The sequence below is a fragment of the Microbacterium sp. LMI12-1-1.1 genome (genome assembly GCF_040676455.1).
Taxonomy (GTDB): domain Bacteria; phylum Actinomycetota; class Actinomycetes; order Actinomycetales; family Microbacteriaceae; genus Microbacterium.
On sequence record NZ_JBEGIA010000012.1, the window covers coordinates 1026350 to 1042266 of the forward strand.

9 protein-coding genes are annotated in these 15917 nt (G+C 71.9%); 4 read left to right on the top strand and 5 right to left on the bottom strand.

What is annotated here, in order from left to right:
• Positions 1-32 precede the first annotated feature (32 nt).
• Positions 33-995, top strand: coding sequence for an ABC transporter permease (locus MRBLMI12_RS13150; protein ID WP_363356903.1), 963 nt, complete (start codon positions 33-35; stop codon positions 993-995).
• A 176-nt stretch (positions 996-1171) separates the two neighbouring features.
• On the opposite strand, the gene MRBLMI12_RS13155 is transcribed toward MRBLMI12_RS13150, so the two are convergent.
• Complete coding sequence (locus tag MRBLMI12_RS13155; protein WP_363356904.1) at positions 1172-2929, bottom strand: ABC transporter ATP-binding protein; 1758 nt, start codon at positions 2927-2929, stop codon at positions 1172-1174.
• A 117-nt stretch (positions 2930-3046) separates the two neighbouring features.
• On the opposite strand from MRBLMI12_RS13155, the gene MRBLMI12_RS13160 reads away from it, so the two are divergent.
• Together MRBLMI12_RS13160 and MRBLMI12_RS13165 are read left to right on the top strand one after the other, a co-directional pair.
• Positions 3047-3802, top strand: coding sequence for a LamB/YcsF family protein (locus MRBLMI12_RS13160; protein WP_363356905.1), 756 nt, complete (start codon positions 3047-3049; stop codon positions 3800-3802).
• Complete coding sequence (locus MRBLMI12_RS13165; RefSeq protein WP_363356906.1) at positions 3796-5370, top strand: urea amidolyase family protein; 1575 nt, start codon at positions 3796-3798, stop codon at positions 5368-5370. Before MRBLMI12_RS13160 ends, MRBLMI12_RS13165 begins: the two co-directional genes overlap by 7 nt.
• 19 nt (positions 5371-5389) lie before the next feature.
• On the opposite strand, the gene MRBLMI12_RS13170 is transcribed toward MRBLMI12_RS13165, so the two are convergent.
• From MRBLMI12_RS13170 to MRBLMI12_RS13185, 4 genes are all read right to left on the bottom strand, one after another.
• Entirely contained in the window at positions 5390-7591 is a 2202-nt protein-coding gene (locus tag MRBLMI12_RS13170; RefSeq protein WP_363356907.1) for a caspase family protein, read from the bottom strand.
• 38 nt (positions 7592-7629) lie between these two features.
• Entirely contained in the window at positions 7630-9888 is a 2259-nt protein-coding gene (locus MRBLMI12_RS13175) for a CHAT domain-containing protein (protein ID WP_363356908.1), read from the bottom strand.
• 125 nt (positions 9889-10013) lie between these two features.
• Positions 10014-12653 carry a DUF4062 domain-containing protein gene (locus MRBLMI12_RS13180; protein ID WP_363356909.1) on the bottom strand — a complete coding sequence of 880 codons (2640 nt, stop codon included), beginning with the start codon at positions 12651-12653 and terminating at the stop codon, positions 10014-10016.
• Positions 12647-15274, bottom strand: coding sequence for a DUF4062 domain-containing protein (locus MRBLMI12_RS13185; RefSeq protein WP_363356910.1), 2628 nt, complete (start codon positions 15272-15274; stop codon positions 12647-12649). Before MRBLMI12_RS13185 ends, MRBLMI12_RS13180 begins: the two co-directional genes overlap by 7 nt.
• A gap of 193 nt (positions 15275-15467) precedes the next feature.
• On the opposite strand from MRBLMI12_RS13185, the gene MRBLMI12_RS13190 reads away from it, so the two are divergent.
• Positions 15468-15794, top strand: a complete 327-nt coding sequence (locus MRBLMI12_RS13190) for a hypothetical protein (protein WP_163618826.1) — start codon at positions 15468-15470, stop codon at positions 15792-15794.
• The last annotated feature ends 123 nt before the right edge of the window (positions 15795-15917 follow it).

Genomic DNA, 15917 nt, shown 5'->3' on the forward strand with positions numbered 1-15917 from the left:
CAGCTGATCAGAAACCACATCGGAGGTGCGGCATGACGTCCGCGATGCTTCCCCCCGCCCCGAGCGGCGGACCGGTCGACGACACCGCCGTCGACGACAAGGAGCTTCTCGCCGCGAAGACCCGCGGCGGCGGATTCTGGCGCGACGTCTTCCGGCGCCTGCGCCGCAACCCGAGCGCCTGGGTCGGCGCCGCCATCACCGCGATCTTCGTGCTCGTCGCGATCTTCGCGCCGTGGCTCGCTCCATACGGCCCCGAGGAGCTGCCGGGTCAGCAGTACATCACCCCCGGTCACATCCCCGGCCCCGGCGAGATCGAGGGCTTCCCGCTCGGCCTCGACCGCTTCGGCGGCGACATGCTCTCCAAGCTCATCTGGGGTGCGCGAGCCTCGCTCGTCATCGGCATCGTTTCGACGCTGCTCGGTCTCGTCGGCGGCATGATCCTGGGACTCGTCGCCGCCACCTTCGGCGGCTGGGTCGACACGCTCATCATGCGCTTCGTCGACATCCTGCTGTCGGTGCCGTCGCTGCTGCTCGCGGTCTCGATCGCCGCGCTGATGGGGCAGACGCCCCTCGCGATCATGATCGCGATCGGGGCGGCCCAGGTCCCCATCTTCGCGCGCCTGCTGCGGGCGTCGATGCTGCAGCAGAGATCGAGCGACTACGTGCTCTCGGCGGCGACCCTCGGTCTGGGTCGCGGCCGCATCACGATGAGCCACGTCCTGCCGAACGCTGTCGGACCCGTCATCGTGCAGGCGACGCTGACGCTCGCCACCGCGGTCATCGAGGCCGCCGGCCTGTCGTACCTCGGCCTCGGCGGCGGCGTGCCGCAGACCGCCGAGTGGGGCCGCATGCTCACCTACGCGCAGCTCGAGCTGGCCGTGAACCCCTGGATCGCGATCCTGCCCGGCATCTGCATCACGATCACCGCGCTCGGCTTCACGCTGCTCGGCGAGGCGCTGCGCGAGGCCATGGACCCGCGCACCCGCGCCCGCTGAGTTCGCGTCGCCGCCGCGGCTCCACACCGCGAGACCCCAGTGGGTGGACGAGACCCTGGGGTTTCCCCACGGTCTCGTCCACCCACTGGGGTCTCGCCGAGGGAGGGCGGGGCGCGGGGGACGCCGGGCACCCGGGACGCGCCGGGCACGCGGGACGCGCCGGAGCCGGCGGGCGGTCAGACGGCGATGTCGAGCTCGTTGCCGGGGATCGAGGCGAGCAGGCGCCGCGTGTACGGGTCGCGGGGGTTGGTGAAGATCTCCTCGGAGGATGCCGCCTCGACGAGCCGTCCCTCCTTCATCACGCACACGTAGTCGCTGATGAGCCGCACGACGGCCAGGTCGTGCGAGATGAAGAGGTAGCTCAGCCCGTACTCGCGCTGCAGGTCGCGCAGGAGCGTCAGCACCTGATCCTGCACCAGCACGTCGAGCGCCGACACCGGCTCGTCGCACACGATGAGATCGGGCGAGAGCGCGAGCGCCCGCGCGATCGCCACACGCTGGCGCTGACCGCCCGACAGCTCGGACGGGTAGCGGCGCAGCATCGTCTGCGGAAGCGCGACGTCGTCGAGCAGCTGCCGCACGCGCGCGGCGCGTTCCTTGGAGGATCCGCGCTTGTAGAAGTCGAGCGGCTCGGAGATGATCCGCTCGATCGAGAACATCGGGTTCAGCGACGAGTACGGGTCCTGGAAGATCGGCTGCACGCGCTGGCGGAACTGCTTGAGGTCGCCGCCCTTGAGCTTCGCGACGTCCTGGCCGTCGAAGCGGATGGATCCGCTCGTCGGCTCGAACACGCGCAGCACCATGCGCGCCGTGGTCGTCTTGCCCGACCCCGACTCGCCGACGATCGCCACGGTCTCTCCCCGTGGGATGGCGAACGACACGTCCTGCACCGCGGCGAACGGCTCCTTGGAGCCCCGGACGCTGTAGATCTTGGTGAGTCCCTCGACCTCGATGATGTAGTCCGGGGCGGGAGACGCTGCGGCGTCGGCCGGGCCGGCTTCGACAGCGCGATCCGCTGCGGTCGCGGGATCCGCCGTGGCCTCCTCGACGGGGGCGATGTCGGGCTCGGGGCTCGCGGGCACGCTCGCGCGGAACACGTCGGGCCGCAGCCGCACCGCGGCGACCGAGGGGGCGGCCTTCACGAGCGCCTGCGTGTACGGGTGCTGCGGGTCCTCGAGGATCTGCCGCGCCGGGCCCTGCTCGACGATGCGTCCGCGGTTCATCACGACCACGCGTGCGGCGCGCTCGGCGGCGAGGCCCAGGTCGTGCGTGATGAGCATCACCGACGTGCCGCGTTCGCTCGTCATGCGGTCGAGCTGATCGAGGATCGTCTTCTGCACGGTGACGTCGAGGGCGCTCGTGGGCTCGTCGGCGATGAGCAGCTTCGGGTCGCACGCGAGGCCGATCGCGATGAGCGCGCGCTGGCGCATGCCGCCCGAGAACTCGTGCGGGTACTGCTTGGCGCGCTCGGCGGCGTCGGGCAGGCCCGCCGCGGCCAGCGTCTCGACCACCTTGCGGTCGACATCCCGGCGGGTGGCGAGGCCGTGCGCGAGGAGCGTCTCGGCGATCTGGCTGCCGATCTTCGCCACCGGGTTGAGGTTCGACATCGGGTCCTGCGGCACGAGCCCGATCGAGCCGCCGCGGATCGTGCGCATGACGCCTTCGGAGGCGCCGACGAGGTCTTCGCCCTCGAACATGATGCTGCCCCGGGTGACCTTGCCGTTGCCGGGCAGCAGCCCGATGACCGCCATCGCGGTGGTCGACTTGCCCGAGCCCGACTCGCCGACGATCGCGAGCGTCTCACCGGCCGCGAGGTCGAGATCGATGCCTTCGACGGCGTGCACCGGGCCGTCGATGGTCTGGAACTCGACGGCGACGTCGCGGACCTGGAGCAGCGGCGCCCCGGCCGCGACACGTTCAGTGGATCGGGCCATGCGCTCCATCCTGCCTGGCGGAGTCGTCTCGCGCATCGGTGCGCGGTCAGCCTTTACGGATCCGTAACGCGCGGGCCCGCCGGGCCGGCGGCAGTCCTGCCGCAGTACCGTGGTGCCATGGCGGCGATCGACCTCAACGCGGACCTCGGCGAAACGGTCGGCGGCATGCCGACGGCCGACGACGAGGCGATGTTCGCGGTGATCTCGAGCGCGAGCGTCGCGTGCGGCGGGCACGCCGGCGACGTCCCCTCCATGCGCGAGGCCGTCGCCAGGGCCGAGCGGTTCAGCGTGGCGGTCGGCGCCCACCCCTCGTACCCCGACCGTGCGAACTTCGGCCGCATCGCCGCGGCGATGGACCCGGCCGATCTCTGCGCCGCCGTCGCCGAGCAGCTCGCGGCCCTGGTCGCCGCCGGCGCCGACCTGCGCTACGTCAAGCCGCACGGCGCCCTCTACCACGCCGTCATCGGCGACCGACGGCAGGCGGATGCCGTCGTCCGCGCGATCGCCGACTGCTCGGCGCTGCTCGGCCGGCCCCTGCCGGTGCTCGGTCTTCCCGGCGAGATCGCCGAGGCTGCGGCATCCGTCGGTCTGCCGTTCGTACGCGAGGCCTTCCTCGACCGCGGCTACCTGCCCGACGGCTCGCTCGTCCCGCGCACGCAGTCGGGCGCCCTTCTCGACGACCCCGATCTCGTCGCCGTGCGAGCGGTGCTCCTCGCGCGCGAGGGCGTGGTGGAGGCGATCGACGGGTCGCTCGTGGTGGCCGACGCGGTCTCCCTGTGCGTGCACGGCGATTCACCCGGCGCGGTCCATATGGCGCGCGCCGTGCGCGCCGCCCTCGACGCCGCGGGCGTGGAGGTGCGGGCGCCGTGGTGAGCACGCCGGCGCCGCGCGTCCGGCCGATGGGGGAGCGCGCGTTCCTCCTCGAGGTCGGCACGCTCGACGACGTGCTGCCCCTGCACGCCGCCCTGGCCGCCGCGCGGCCGGAGGGCGTCGTCGACCTGGTGCCGGCGGCTCGGACCGTGCTGGTGCATGTCGACCCGCGGCTCCTTCCGCTCGCGTCCGCTCGGGCGTGGGCGCTCGCCGCGGCGGCCGACACCGAGCCCGGTGGGGGCTCCGCCGGGCCTCTCGTCGAGCTCGACATCGCCTACGACGGGGCCGATCTCGACGGCACCGCGCTCCTGCTCGGCATCGGCGCCGATGAGCTCGTGCGCCGTCATTCCGCGGCGGAGTGGCACGTGGCCTTCACCGGCTTCGCGCCGGGCTTCGGCTACCTCGTCAGCGACGACTGGCCGTTCGATGTGCCGCGCCTCGACTCGCCCCGCACACGCGTGCCCGCGGGCGCGGTGGGACTCGCCGGTGTATTCGCCGGCGCCTACCCGCGCGACACTCCCGGCGGCTGGCGGCTCATCGGCACGACCACCGCGCCGCTGTTCGATCCGGATGCCGCATCCCCCGCGCTTCTGGCACCGGGGACCCGCGTTCGGTTCCGGCCGATGGCGCGCGCCGGGGGCGGCGGCGCGTCGCCCGGAGCCTCCGGGCGCGTGAGCCCGGCCGCGGCGGAGGCGCGTGGCCCCGGCATCCGGATCCTCGAACCCGGCCTGCTGGCGACCCTGCAGGATCTCGGACGGGAGGGCGCGGCATCCGTCGGCGTGGCCGTGTCGGGAGCCCTCGACCGGGCCGCCCTGCGCACCGCCAACCGACTGCTCGGCAACCCCGAGGGCGCCGCGGTCATCGAGGTCACGATGGGCGGGCTGCGCGCCGTCGCGGAGACTGACCTGTGGGTCGCGGTGACCGGTGCGTGGGGTCCTGTGCGCATCGCGGGGCTGGAGGCCGACCCCTACGCGGCGCATCCGTGGCCGGCGGGCGCCGAGCTGCACCTGGACTGGTTCTCACACGGGGCGCGCGCCTACGTCGCGGTACGGGGCGGCCTCGACGGTCGCACCGCCCTCGGCTCGCGTGCGACCGATCTGCTCGCCGGGCTCGGACCTGCAGCGCTCCGCGCCGGTGCCGTCGTGGGCGTCCGCGACGACGCCCGCACGCCGATACCGGTCGCGCCGCCCGCGGCGTGGGGCGCACCGCACGATGACGAGCTCGAGCTCGAACTGGCACCGGGACCGCGCGCCGAGTGGTTCGCTCCGGAGGCGCTGACGACGCTCTACGACGCCGTGTGGACCGTCTCGAACCACGCCGATCGCGTCGGCGCACGCCTCGATGGGCCCGAGCTCGCCCGCGTGCGCACGGGGGAGCTGCCGAGCGAGGGCATGGTCCCGGGCGCGCTGCAGGTGCCGCCCAGCGGCCGGCCCACCATCCTCCTCGCCGACGGGCCCGTGACCGGCGGCTACCCGGTGATCGCCGTGGTGACGGCCGCCGGCCTCGACCTCGTCGCGCAGGCGCGGCCGGGCACCCGCATCCGATTCCGGCACGCGCGCCCGCCCGTGTGAGCGGATCACCGAAGCCGGCTCACCTGCCTCCGGCCTCGAGCAGGTCGGCGGTTGCGCGGAGGATGGCCACGATCGCGGCGGTGCGCATCTCGGCGGGCGCGCGGTGGCCGTCCGTCTCGATCGCGACGGATGCCGCAGCAGGAGGCGCGTCGTGCACCGAGGACAGCAGCCCCCGCGCGTTCAGGGCTCCTGCCGCCGACAGCATAGGTCGTTGCTCGTAGGTGTCGTCGAGGATGTCGAACACCGCCGCGACGAACTCGCTGTTGGTCAGCGCCGGCGTCTTGGCGAACACGCTCAGCGCAGCCGACGAGAACACGCCGCGCCCGTTCGTCTCGAGCGCGACCTGGTCGGGCTGGCAGGCGCTGATCAGCACCTCCCGGCCGTCGGCCCGCTGCGCGCGGGGCACCGCGGCACGGTCGGTCTCGACCTCGACGACCCGCTTCCACGCGGCCATGCGGAACGCATCGGCAGGCGACGCCGCCCGCTCCTCGCGGAACGCCGCCTCCTCGTCGGCGTCGAGCACCGTCATCCGCGGAGTCGCGCCGGCGGGGATCTTCCGCGACGTGAACTCGCTCGGCGTGATCTCGCGGTTCACCGAGCCGGAGTGGCACGAGTCGAAGAAGAGCGTCACCGAGACGCCTTCGGGGATGGCATCCCAGATGGCGCCGAGGTCGTCGTCGACGATGAGCTCGCCGTCGCGGAAGTCGATCGGGCAGAGAGCCTCGTCCTTCGGCCCGAACGCGTCGGTCTCGTCGCCGTCGAGGTCGGGGACGAATGTTCCGTGCCCGGCGAACTGGATCGCGACGATGTCGCCGTCGCGCGCCGACGAGACCTTGTCGAGCATCGCCCGCAGGATCGTGTCGCGGGTGGCGTCCTGGTTGTGGATCGACTCCACCTTGAAGCCGGCGCCGGTGAGCGCAGCGGCCCATGCCTCGGCGTCCGCCACGCAGCCGCTCAGCGGGTCCTTCGGGTACGCGTCGATGCCGATGCACAGCGCCAGCTTGCGCGGTGCGGCACCGCGGGCGCCGGTCGGCTCCGGGCGCGGCGCAGGCGTGAACTCGCTGACCTCGCGCGTCCGGCGCGGGAAGACGGCAACGTGGTCGGTCTCGTCGCTGTCCGGCACGCCGACGACGCGCCGCGCGAGACTCATCATCGTCTCCTCGTCGTTGTCGAAGTCGCCGTGCGAGGTCGCCTGCGTGCTGCTGCGCCGGCCGCGGGCGACCGGACCGAGGACGAGGCGCTCGGAGGTGTCGCCGAGGTAGGCCATCGTCCGCCCGGAGCGACGCAGGTGCTCCTCGAGACCGAGGATCTCGGCATCCTTCTCCGCCTCGAATGCCCGCGAGACGAGATACAGGAGCGATTTGCGGTAGACCCCGGCCGTGTTGTCGCGCTTCTCCTGGTTCTCGTTCATCGTGAAGATCGACAGGTTCTCGATCTTGCCGGTCTCGGCGAGGGGCAGCAGCGTCGCCTCGAAGGTGTCGACGCGCACGGCGGGCGCGAGGAAGGTCACGCTCTTCACGCTCGCGACCTTGTCGTCGCCCTCGAACAGCCGCGGCACGAAGTGCGAGTGGTAGATCGACCCGGCGCTGTGCCCGGCGATGTGCAGCTCGATGGCGCCCGCGTTCGCAGCCATGTACTCCCGGAGCGCCGCCGCGAGCACGTACGCACCGCCTGCCGCACCGCCGTCGATGGCCGGAAGACATGCGCTGGCGGAGTCGAGCTTCATGTCGTCCCAGAACTTCCGGCCGCCGAGCACTCGTGCCGCGGCTTCCACGGCGAGATCCGTGAGGTCGGTGAAACCGCGCTTGCCGGCCTTGCCCCGGACCACGTCTTCGAGAGTGGTCTTGAACCCGCTCTCCCAGACGAGGTGGATGGGGTACACGCCGTTCTTCTTCCACCACGCGACCTGGTGCTGTGCGGTCTGCAGCCCCGCGGCCTTGTCGGTGAGCCCCCCGTGCGCCCAGATGAGCACCGGAACGGGCGCGGGCGCCTCGCCGGCCGGCGTCTTCTTCGCCTGCTGGTCGACGAACGTGCCGAGGTCGACGTCGATCATGCGCTTGACGTCCTCGGCCGTGGTCTCGAAGTCCTCGACGGTGCGCGGCTTGGCGCTCGCCGCCGTGGCGAGCCTGCCGTCCTCCGTGTGGACGACGTGCTTGCGCAGTGCCGTGAGCTCCGCGGCGCTGAGCGTCGCGCCACGGGCGGTCGCGGTGGTGTCGGGCATGGTGTCACGTCCTGTCTGCTGAGGGTGGATGGGTGAAGTCAGTGGTGGTCGTCACCGGCGTGGCCGCTGCGCACGAGCTTCGCGCGAGGGTCGGCGTAGACCGTGAAGGCGAGGGAGGTGAGATCGCCGGCCTCGCGCGCGGCGTGTCGTGCGGCGAGCACCGCCTCGCCGACGGTCGCGCCCTCGCCGAGCGTCTGCGCGTAGAAGGTGCGGACGAACAGCGCGGTCACGTCATCGCGCACCGCCCACGAGCACCCGATGAACACGCCTGCTCCGCCGCGGAGGAACGCCTCCGCGAACCCGCCGAGCCCGGTCGCGCCGGAGCGGAGCCGGCCCACGTCGCACGCGCTCAGGAAGACGAACGGGGCGGATGCCGCGGCCTGCGGCTCGTCCAGTTCGGGCAGATCGCGTCGTGCGTCGGAGTCCGTGTACGAGGCCGATCCGTCGTCGTGATCCTCCGAGAACGCGGCGAAGGCGATCTCCTGCCCGCGTGGAGCGGCGTCGCGCCACCGGCCGTGCCCGGCGAAGTGGAGGAGGTCGAAGCCGTCCGCGATCGCCTGGCGGAACGCGGCCGGGTCGTCGGCGGAGCGCGGACGGAGCGCCAGCAGGTCGCCGAGGGTCTCGATCTCCTCGCGGGCGCGCGGGAGGGTCAGGTTGTGATCGACGTAGTCCGGCGCGACCGCGACGACACGGCTGGTGTCGACGGGCAGGACCGTGGGTCGCGTCGTCCCGTACATCCACCGCGTCAGCCCGAGGTCGCCGAGGAAGTAGCGCTCCGGGTCGGGTCGCTGCGTGCCGACAGGCACGAGGTGCAGGATCTCCCAGGGGATGTCGAGTTCGCCTGACGTCTGCAGCATGAGCTGCGAGATCCGCCGCCGCCGGCTCCACAGCAGGGCGTTGACCTCATCGCCGAGGAGATCCTCCGCGATCCGGGCGCCGAGTGTGCGCACCTCACGGCGGACGGTGTCGGCGGCCTCCTCGGCCTCGTCGGGGTCGTCCTCCACCGTCTGCCGATACACCGATCTGATCTCGGCGAGGTCGGCGTAGATGCCCTCGACGTACGCGCTCTTGTCGTCGAGGCGCACCGAGTTCTTCACGACCGTCCGGCCGATCTTCGCCGTGATGAGCAGCTCGGAGCGGCCGCGCGAGATCGACTCGTCGATCACGAGGGTGGGGAGGTCCGCGATGCTGCGCGGCGGCGCGGCGACGGATGCCGCCACCACCCGCACGTCGCCGTCGGGGCCGTCGGCGTCGTCGGGGAGGATGGGGGTGCTCAGCGCCAGGACGGCGAGCGGAGCCACCACGGGCGCCTGGGTGAACGTGACGGTGATGTGGCCGCGCCCGGGTGCGTCAGGCACCAGCCGGAAGACGAGTCGCCGGGGGTCGTCCCCCGCCGCGGGCAGCGAGGTCGTGATGACCGACGGGGTGCCGTCGGCGAAGGCGAGGCCGCGCAGCTGCATGCCCACTTCGATGTCACGCGACGGGTCGAACCGTGCCCGGGTCTTCTTGTGCGCCGTGCCTGCCGTCGGGACGAGGTCCTCCAGCGACAGTCTGACGACGGCATCGAACGCGACGCCGGCGATGACGCGCGAGGGAACCTCCGCGTCGACGACGGCCGGGACCGGCGTCGCACCGTCCAGGCCGGCGGCCGGCGCCCCCGGCGCCGGCACCGGTGCAGCCGCTGCGGGCGGCGGCGCGGACGGGGCGGGAGCGGGCGGTGCCGGTGCGGCGGGTGCGAGCCCGGGGGATCGGCCGCCGATCCCACCGCCGATCCCGCCTCCACCCAGTGGCCCCATCTCGAATGCACCACCGGTCTCGAATGCACCACCGGTCTCGAATGCACCACCGGTCTCGAACTCCGGCACCGCGGGCGGAGGCACAGCCTCCGCGGCCGACTCGGGCCCGCCGCCCATGCCCATGCCGCCGACGGCGACCTGCTCCTCGAGCCAGGCGACACCCGTCTCGAAGTCGCTCGCGACCACGGTCAGATGCAGCGTCTCACCGATGATCAGGTGGATCCGCGCCCCGTAGAGGTGGTCGCCCTGCCGCTCGAGGTGGATGAGCTCCGCGATCCCGTCGCGCACGGTGAGCGCGGCGTAGTGGACGTCGTCGCCGCCCCGGACGAGCACGGTGGCGACGGTGTCCGCGCGCGCGTGCAGCATGACATCGGCGAGCAGCGTGATGCCGTGCTCATCGGGCACGACGTCCGGCGGCGCCGCGTCGATGCGCACGTCGAGGGAGTCTCCGTCGCCGTCGACGTCGACTGTGCCGCGCGGCACGTCTGGAACCAGAGCCATCTCGACCCCCTCGCAGCGGTGCCCAGTCACCTTTGGATCCGAGGAGCGCAGTTCGGTGGACAGCATACGAGCACGCTTCTCACCGCACCAGAGCACCGCGTGCGCAGTGCTGATACGTCCTTCCCCTACCAGGTGCGCAGGGTGTCGGCGACGGTCTCCCACTCGTGTTCGGGAAGCGCGAGCTGCACGGCCTCGGCGACCGTGAGCTCGGCGCCGGCGGCCTGCCCGGCTTCCACGCTCTGGGGGTCGTGACCGCGCAGGATCTCGAGATACGGCGTGTGAACGGTGAACGCCTCGACGTCGAAGATGCCGATCCGCTGCCGGATCTCGCCGGCCGCGACCGCCAGCGCAGCCGCCCGCCACGCCTCGCTGTGCGCGGCGGCGACGGCGCAGACGCCCTCGAGCCCGTAAGCGACGCCCTCCTCGTAGTGCAGCCGGATCGACAGCAGCAGGGTGTGCACGAACTCCCGCTCGGCATCCTCGGTGCGTCCCAGCTGGAAGTTCAGACGAGCTCGCAGATTGCCGGCGACCGACGTCGTGAACAGGTCGCCGCGTGCCTCGGCGAGCGACGTGGCGCGATCGAAGTGCGCGAGGGCGTCGTCGGTGGCGCCCCTGACCCACGCGAGCCTGCCGAGCGACACCTCCGTGATGGCCTCCGCCCAGGTGTTCCCGCGCTCGCTCAGCGTCACGACCGCCTCGCGCAGCTCGGCATCGGCCTTGTCGGTGTCGAGGTGGGAGAACTGCACGCGCGCGGTCGCGCGCGCGGCGAGGGCCATGGCCGCGGCATCCTCGTCGCCGCTCTCCGTGAACAGCCGTACGCACTCGCCGAGCCCGGCGATCACCTGCTCGCTGGGCCGCTGCCACATCTCGCCCCAGAGGGCGAAGAACCACGCGATCGCGCGCGTGTGCTGGGTGATGGGCTGGTCGTGCTGCTTCTCGAGCAGTTCGAGCATCCACACTCGCACCTCGGCGAAGAAGCCCGAGATCCACCAGTAGATGAGCAGGCTCCACGCGAAGTCGCCGGCGTCGTCCAGCCGGTTCGTGTAGATGAGGTGGCGCACCGCGGCGCGCAGGTTCGGAAGCTCGAGCCCCAGACGCACGACCGCGTCGGCCTGCCCGCTGCCGCCGAGGCCGGGCGCGATCCGCTGCACCAGGCCCCGGTAGTAGTCGGCGTGCGCGCGGCGCACCCGCACCGCGTCGCCGCGCTCCTTCAGGCGCCCCAGCGCGTATTCGCGCACGAGGGACAGCAGCGAGAACACGCGCCGTCCGCCGACCTCGCTCTGCTTCACGAGCGAGCCGTCGATGAGTGCGGTGAGCGCGTCGATCGACTCGTCGCCCCACGAGCGTCCCTCGCCCAGCGCCTCGACAGCGTCAAGTGTGAACCGGGTCGCGAAGACGCCGAGATCTTCGAGCAGCTCGCGCTGCGTGTCGGGGAGCAGGCTCACGCTCCAGTCGATCGTCGCCCGCATGGTCTTGTGCCGGTCGGGCATATCCCGCACCGCCGCCGTCAGCAGCGGCAGGCTGCTCTCGAGACGCTCCGCGATGCCGGACGGGCTCAGGATGCGCACCTTGGCCGCGGCGAGCTCGATCGCCAGCGGCAGTCCTTCCAGCCGGCGGCAGATGTCCGCGAGGTCGCCCGCGTTGTCTGCGGTGACGTCGAAGTCGGCGTCGATCGCCCGCGCCCGGTCCACGAACAGCGTCACGGCGGCGGACCGCGTGGCGCGATCCAGGCTCGCCGGACCCTCGCCGGCCGGGGTCGTCAACGGAGCGACCTCGAAGACGCGCTCGCCGCGGATGCGCAGCACGATGCGGCTCGTCACCAGGAACGTCGCCGTCGGCGCGACCGTGTACAGCCGCACCAGGACGGGGGCGGCATCCACGATCTGCTCGAAGTTGTCGAGCACGATGAGCACGCGGCGATCGGCGAGCGCGTGGGCGATGCGCTCCTCGAGCGCCGCTTCGCCGTTGTCGCGGATGCCGAGATAGTAGGCGATCGTCGGCAGCAGCAGTCCCGGCTCGAGCACGCCCTCGAGGAGCACGAAGTACACGCCGTCGGGGAACATGTCGCCGCACGCCAGCGCGGTCTCGATCGCCAGCCGGCTCTTGCCGATGCCACCGGGGCCGATCAGGCTCACCACGCGGTCGGTGCCGCGGGCGAGGAGCGTGCGCACGGCGTCGATGTCGGCCTCGCGGCCGATCGTCGGGGTGTAGGGGACGGGGACGCGTCCGATGAGGGTGGGAGCCTCGGGCTCCGGCTCGGCTGCAGCGGCGACTCGCGATTCGTCGAAGCGTTCGGCGAGGAGCATGGCGAGGTCGCCGGCGACGTGGTCTTCGAGGTCGGCGGCGGTGTGGAAGTGGAGGTAGGCGGCGGTGTCGTCGGCTTGGATGCGGGCGATGAGCTGGGTGAGGCGTTCGTCGCGGGTGTCGGTGTCTTTGACGTAGATGAGTTTGGGCATCTCGGGGGAGGCGAGGTTGTATTCGTCTTCGAGTCCGGAGACCGCTTCTTCGGGGGCGACCCAGCCGTAGCTGGCGCCGTAGATGCCGATGAACACGTCGCTCTGGGCGAGGTAGGAGCGGTAGAGGTCGCGGGGAGGGTGCGGGCGGGCGCCCAGCTCGAACATCACGGGCGCGAGCCGGAGTCGCTCGATGGCCGACCTCACTGCTTCACGTTCGTCGGCGAGCTCGCGCAGGGTCGAGCTCACGAACACCCGGATCCGCTGGTCGGGCGTACGGATCACGTGCGTGCGTTCGGGACCGGTCACCATGAGGGGACCTTCTCCTGCAGGTCGGCTTCGGCTTCGGGGTCGGGCAGTGCGATCGCGATCGCGTCCGCGAGACTCATCTCCGCCCCGGCCCGCGCGCCGGCCCCGACGCTCTCGGGGTCGTCGGCGCGGAGAGCCGCGAGCGGCTCGAGGTGCACCGCGAACCCTGCGATGTCGTACATCCCGGTCGTCTCACGGATCTTCGCGGCGGCCGCGGCGAGGGCGCCCGCCCGCCAGCCGTCGCCTCGCGCCGCGGCGACCGCGCAGATCCCCTCTATGCCGTAGGTCGCCCCGTCGACGAAGTGCAGCCGTATCGACAGCGTCAGGGTGAGGAGGAACTCCTCTTCGGCGGAGTCGCGGTCACCGAGCATGAACCTCAGGCGGGCGCGGTTGTTGCCGGCGACGACCCGGGTGAAGGCGTCGTCCGCGGCCTCGGCGATCTCGACCGCGCGGTCGAAGTGGGCGAGCGCGGCGGGAATGTCACGACACACCACACCCAGCTGCCCGAGCGCCACCTCTGCGAGGGACTCCGCCCAGCTGTCGCCGAGTGCGTGGAGTCTCGCGATCGCGCTCTCGAACTCGGAGCGCGCCGTGGCGGGATCGAGGTCGGGGAACTGCAGTCGCGTCGACGCCCGCGCCGCGAGCGCCATCGCGGCGCCCTGTTCGTCGCCGCTCTCGGTGAAGAGGCGCACGGCCTCGCCGAGACCTGCGACCACCTGATCGCTCGGGCGCTGCCAGAGCTCGGCCCACAGCGGGAAGAACGTCGCGATCGCACGGGTGCGGGCAGTGATCGGCAGCTGCTTGTCGAGGAGCTCCAGCATCCACATGCGCACGTCGGCGAAGTAGCCCGAGATCCACCAGTAGGGGAGCAGGGTCCACGCGAAGTCGCCGGCGTCATCCAGCCGGTTCTCCTGAACCAGGTGCCGCGCCGCCGCGCGGAGGTTGGGGACCTCCAGGCCCAGTTCGGCGACGGCGTCGATCTGCGCGGCGCCGCGCAGCCGGGGTGCGATCCGCCGCACCAGGGCCAGGTAGTAGTCGGCGTGCGCGATGCGCATCTCGTCGGCCGCGCCACGGGACTCGAGCGCCCCGAGGGCGTACTCGCGGACGATGGCGAGGAGTGAGAAGACGGAGCGGCCCCCCGAGTCGACCCGTTGGACCAGCGACGCGTCGATGAGCGCGGCGAGCGTCTCGATCGCCTGGTCACCCCACGAGCGCCCCGCGCCGACCGCCTCGACCGCCTCCAGGCTGAAACGTGCCGCGAAGACCCCGAGGTCCTCGAGCATCGCGCGCTGCTCCTCGGACAGCAGGCCCACGCTCCAGTCGATCGTCGCGCGCATCGTGCGATGCCGGTCGGGCAGGTCCCGCGCGGATGTCGACAGCAGCGGGAGGCTGTTCCCGAGCCTCTCGGCGACATCGTGGGGTGAGAGCAGCCGGATCTTCGCCGCGGCCAGCTCGATGGCCAGCGGCAGGCCGTCGAGCCGCCGGCAGATCTCGACGACGTCCGCCGCGTTCTGCGCCGTCAGCTCGAAGCCCGGCAGGGCGGCGGCGGCGCGCTCGGCGAACAGCCGGCACGCCGAGGAGGCCTGTGCCTGGGCGAGTGTCGCGGGAGCCTCGGGGGCGGGCGTCTCGAGCACTTCGACGTCGAACACGCGTTCGCCGCGGATGCGCAGCACGTTCCGGCTGGTCACGAGGAAGCACGCGCGCGGAGCCAGCGTGTACAGGCCGACGATGACGGGAGCCTCGTCGATGATCTGCTCGAAGTTGTCGAGCACGATCAGGACATGGCGGTCGCCGATCGCCTGCGCGATGCGCTCCTCGAGGGTCGTCGCGCCGGTGTCGCGCACGCCGAGGACGTAGGCGATCGTCGGCAGCAGCAGGCCGGGCTCGAGCACGCCCTCCAACGGCACGAAGAACACGCCGTCGGGGAAGAGATCGGCGTCGGCGTGAGCGGCCTCGATGGCGAGCCGGCTCTTGCCGATGCCGCCGGGGCCGATGAGGCTCACGACCCGGTGCAGGCCTCCCGCCAGCAGCGCACGGATCTCGGCGAGCTCGCCCTCGCGCCCGATCGTCTCGGTGTACGGCGCCGGCACTCGCGCCGCGAGTCCGATGTCGGCCGCGCCCGCCGGCCCACTGTCGTGCCGCGACTGGTCGAAGCGTTCGGCGAGGAGCATGGCGAGGTCGCCGGCGACGTGGTCTTCGAGGTCGGCGGCGGTGTGGAAGTGGAGGTAGGCGGCGGTGTCGTCGGCTTGGATGCGGGCGATGAGCTGGGTGAGGCGTTCGTCGCGGGTGTCGGTGTCTTTGACGTAGATGAGTTTGGGCATCTCGGGGGAGGCGAGGTTGTATTCGTCTTCGAGTCCGGAGACCGCTTCTTCGGGGGCGACCCAGCCGTAGCTGGCGCCGTAGATGCCGATGAACACGTCGCTCTGGGCGAGGTAGGAGCGGTAGAGGTCGCGGGGAGGGTGCGGGCGGGCGCCCAGCTCGAACATCACGGGCGCGAGCCGCAGTCGCTCGATGGCCGACCTCACTGCTTCACGTTCGTCGGCGAGCTCGCGCAGGGTCGAGCTCACGAACACCCGGATCCGCTGGTCGGGCGTGCGGATCACGGGGGATCGTCCCCCAGTCATGACCACATCATGGACCTGTCCGGCCGATTCCGCCACGGTTTCAGTGCATCGGTGTATCGGAAGCGGTCGATCCTCCCCGTTGAGTCCTTCCGCTCGGCTTCCGTCAGGAGTATGGTGCGGCGGTGACGGCGCCGAAGGGGTCGCCGTTCGTCCGATCCGGGGCTTCGGACGTCACCATGGGGAGGGGAATGCGATGAAGAAGGTCTTGGCGTGCGCGGCGGTGGCGATCGGGCTGGTGCTCGGCAGCGGCGGAGCCGCGATGGCAGGAGAGGCGACCGGCAACGGCGGTGAGGCGCAAGGCGCCAACAACTCCGCGTCGGAGTGCGCGTTCTCGGGGCAGGACACGATCGACAGTGTCGAGGGCAACCCCGAAGGCTTCGACGACGACATGCTCGCGATGCGGGGCAACCAGAAGAACGGCTACAAGGGCATCCAGAGCTACGGCATGTTCGTGAGCGCCGGCATCGACGTCGGCGTGAACCCGGGCATGGCCTGCCGAGGAAACCTCGGCAAGAAGTAGGCAGCAGCAGGTCGCGCCCGCGCGCTCCGGCCCTTGGGCCGGGTGCGCGGGTGCGTGCTGCGTGGGGTTATACCGCAGCATCCAAAAGTCGTCAAGGATCCGACTGGACACGGCGCGTCGTTC

Coding starts and splice junctions, on each gene's coding strand:
- MRBLMI12_RS13160 (WP_363356905.1), top strand. CDS start 3,047: ATGGCGGCGATCGACCTCAACGCGGACCTCGGCGAAACGGTCGGCGGC.
- MRBLMI12_RS13170 (WP_363356907.1), bottom strand. CDS start 7,591: ATGCCCGACACCACCGCGACCGCCCGTGGCGCGACGCTCAGCGCCGCG.
- MRBLMI12_RS13155 (WP_363356904.1), bottom strand. CDS start 2,929: ATGGCCCGATCCACTGAACGTGTCGCGGCCGGGGCGCCGCTGCTCCAG.
- MRBLMI12_RS13190 (WP_163618826.1), top strand. CDS start 15,468: ATGAAGAAGGTCTTGGCGTGCGCGGCGGTGGCGATCGGGCTGGTGCTC.
- MRBLMI12_RS13175 (WP_363356908.1), bottom strand. CDS start 9,888: ATGGCTCTGGTTCCAGACGTGCCGCGCGGCACAGTCGACGTCGACGGC.
- MRBLMI12_RS13185 (WP_363356910.1), bottom strand. CDS start 15,274: ATGACTGGGGGACGATCCCCCGTGATCCGCACGCCCGACCAGCGGATC.
- MRBLMI12_RS13180 (WP_363356909.1), bottom strand. CDS start 12,653: ATGGTGACCGGTCCCGAACGCACGCACGTGATCCGTACGCCCGACCAG.
- MRBLMI12_RS13150 (WP_363356903.1), top strand. CDS start 33: ATGACGTCCGCGATGCTTCCCCCCGCCCCGAGCGGCGGACCGGTCGAC.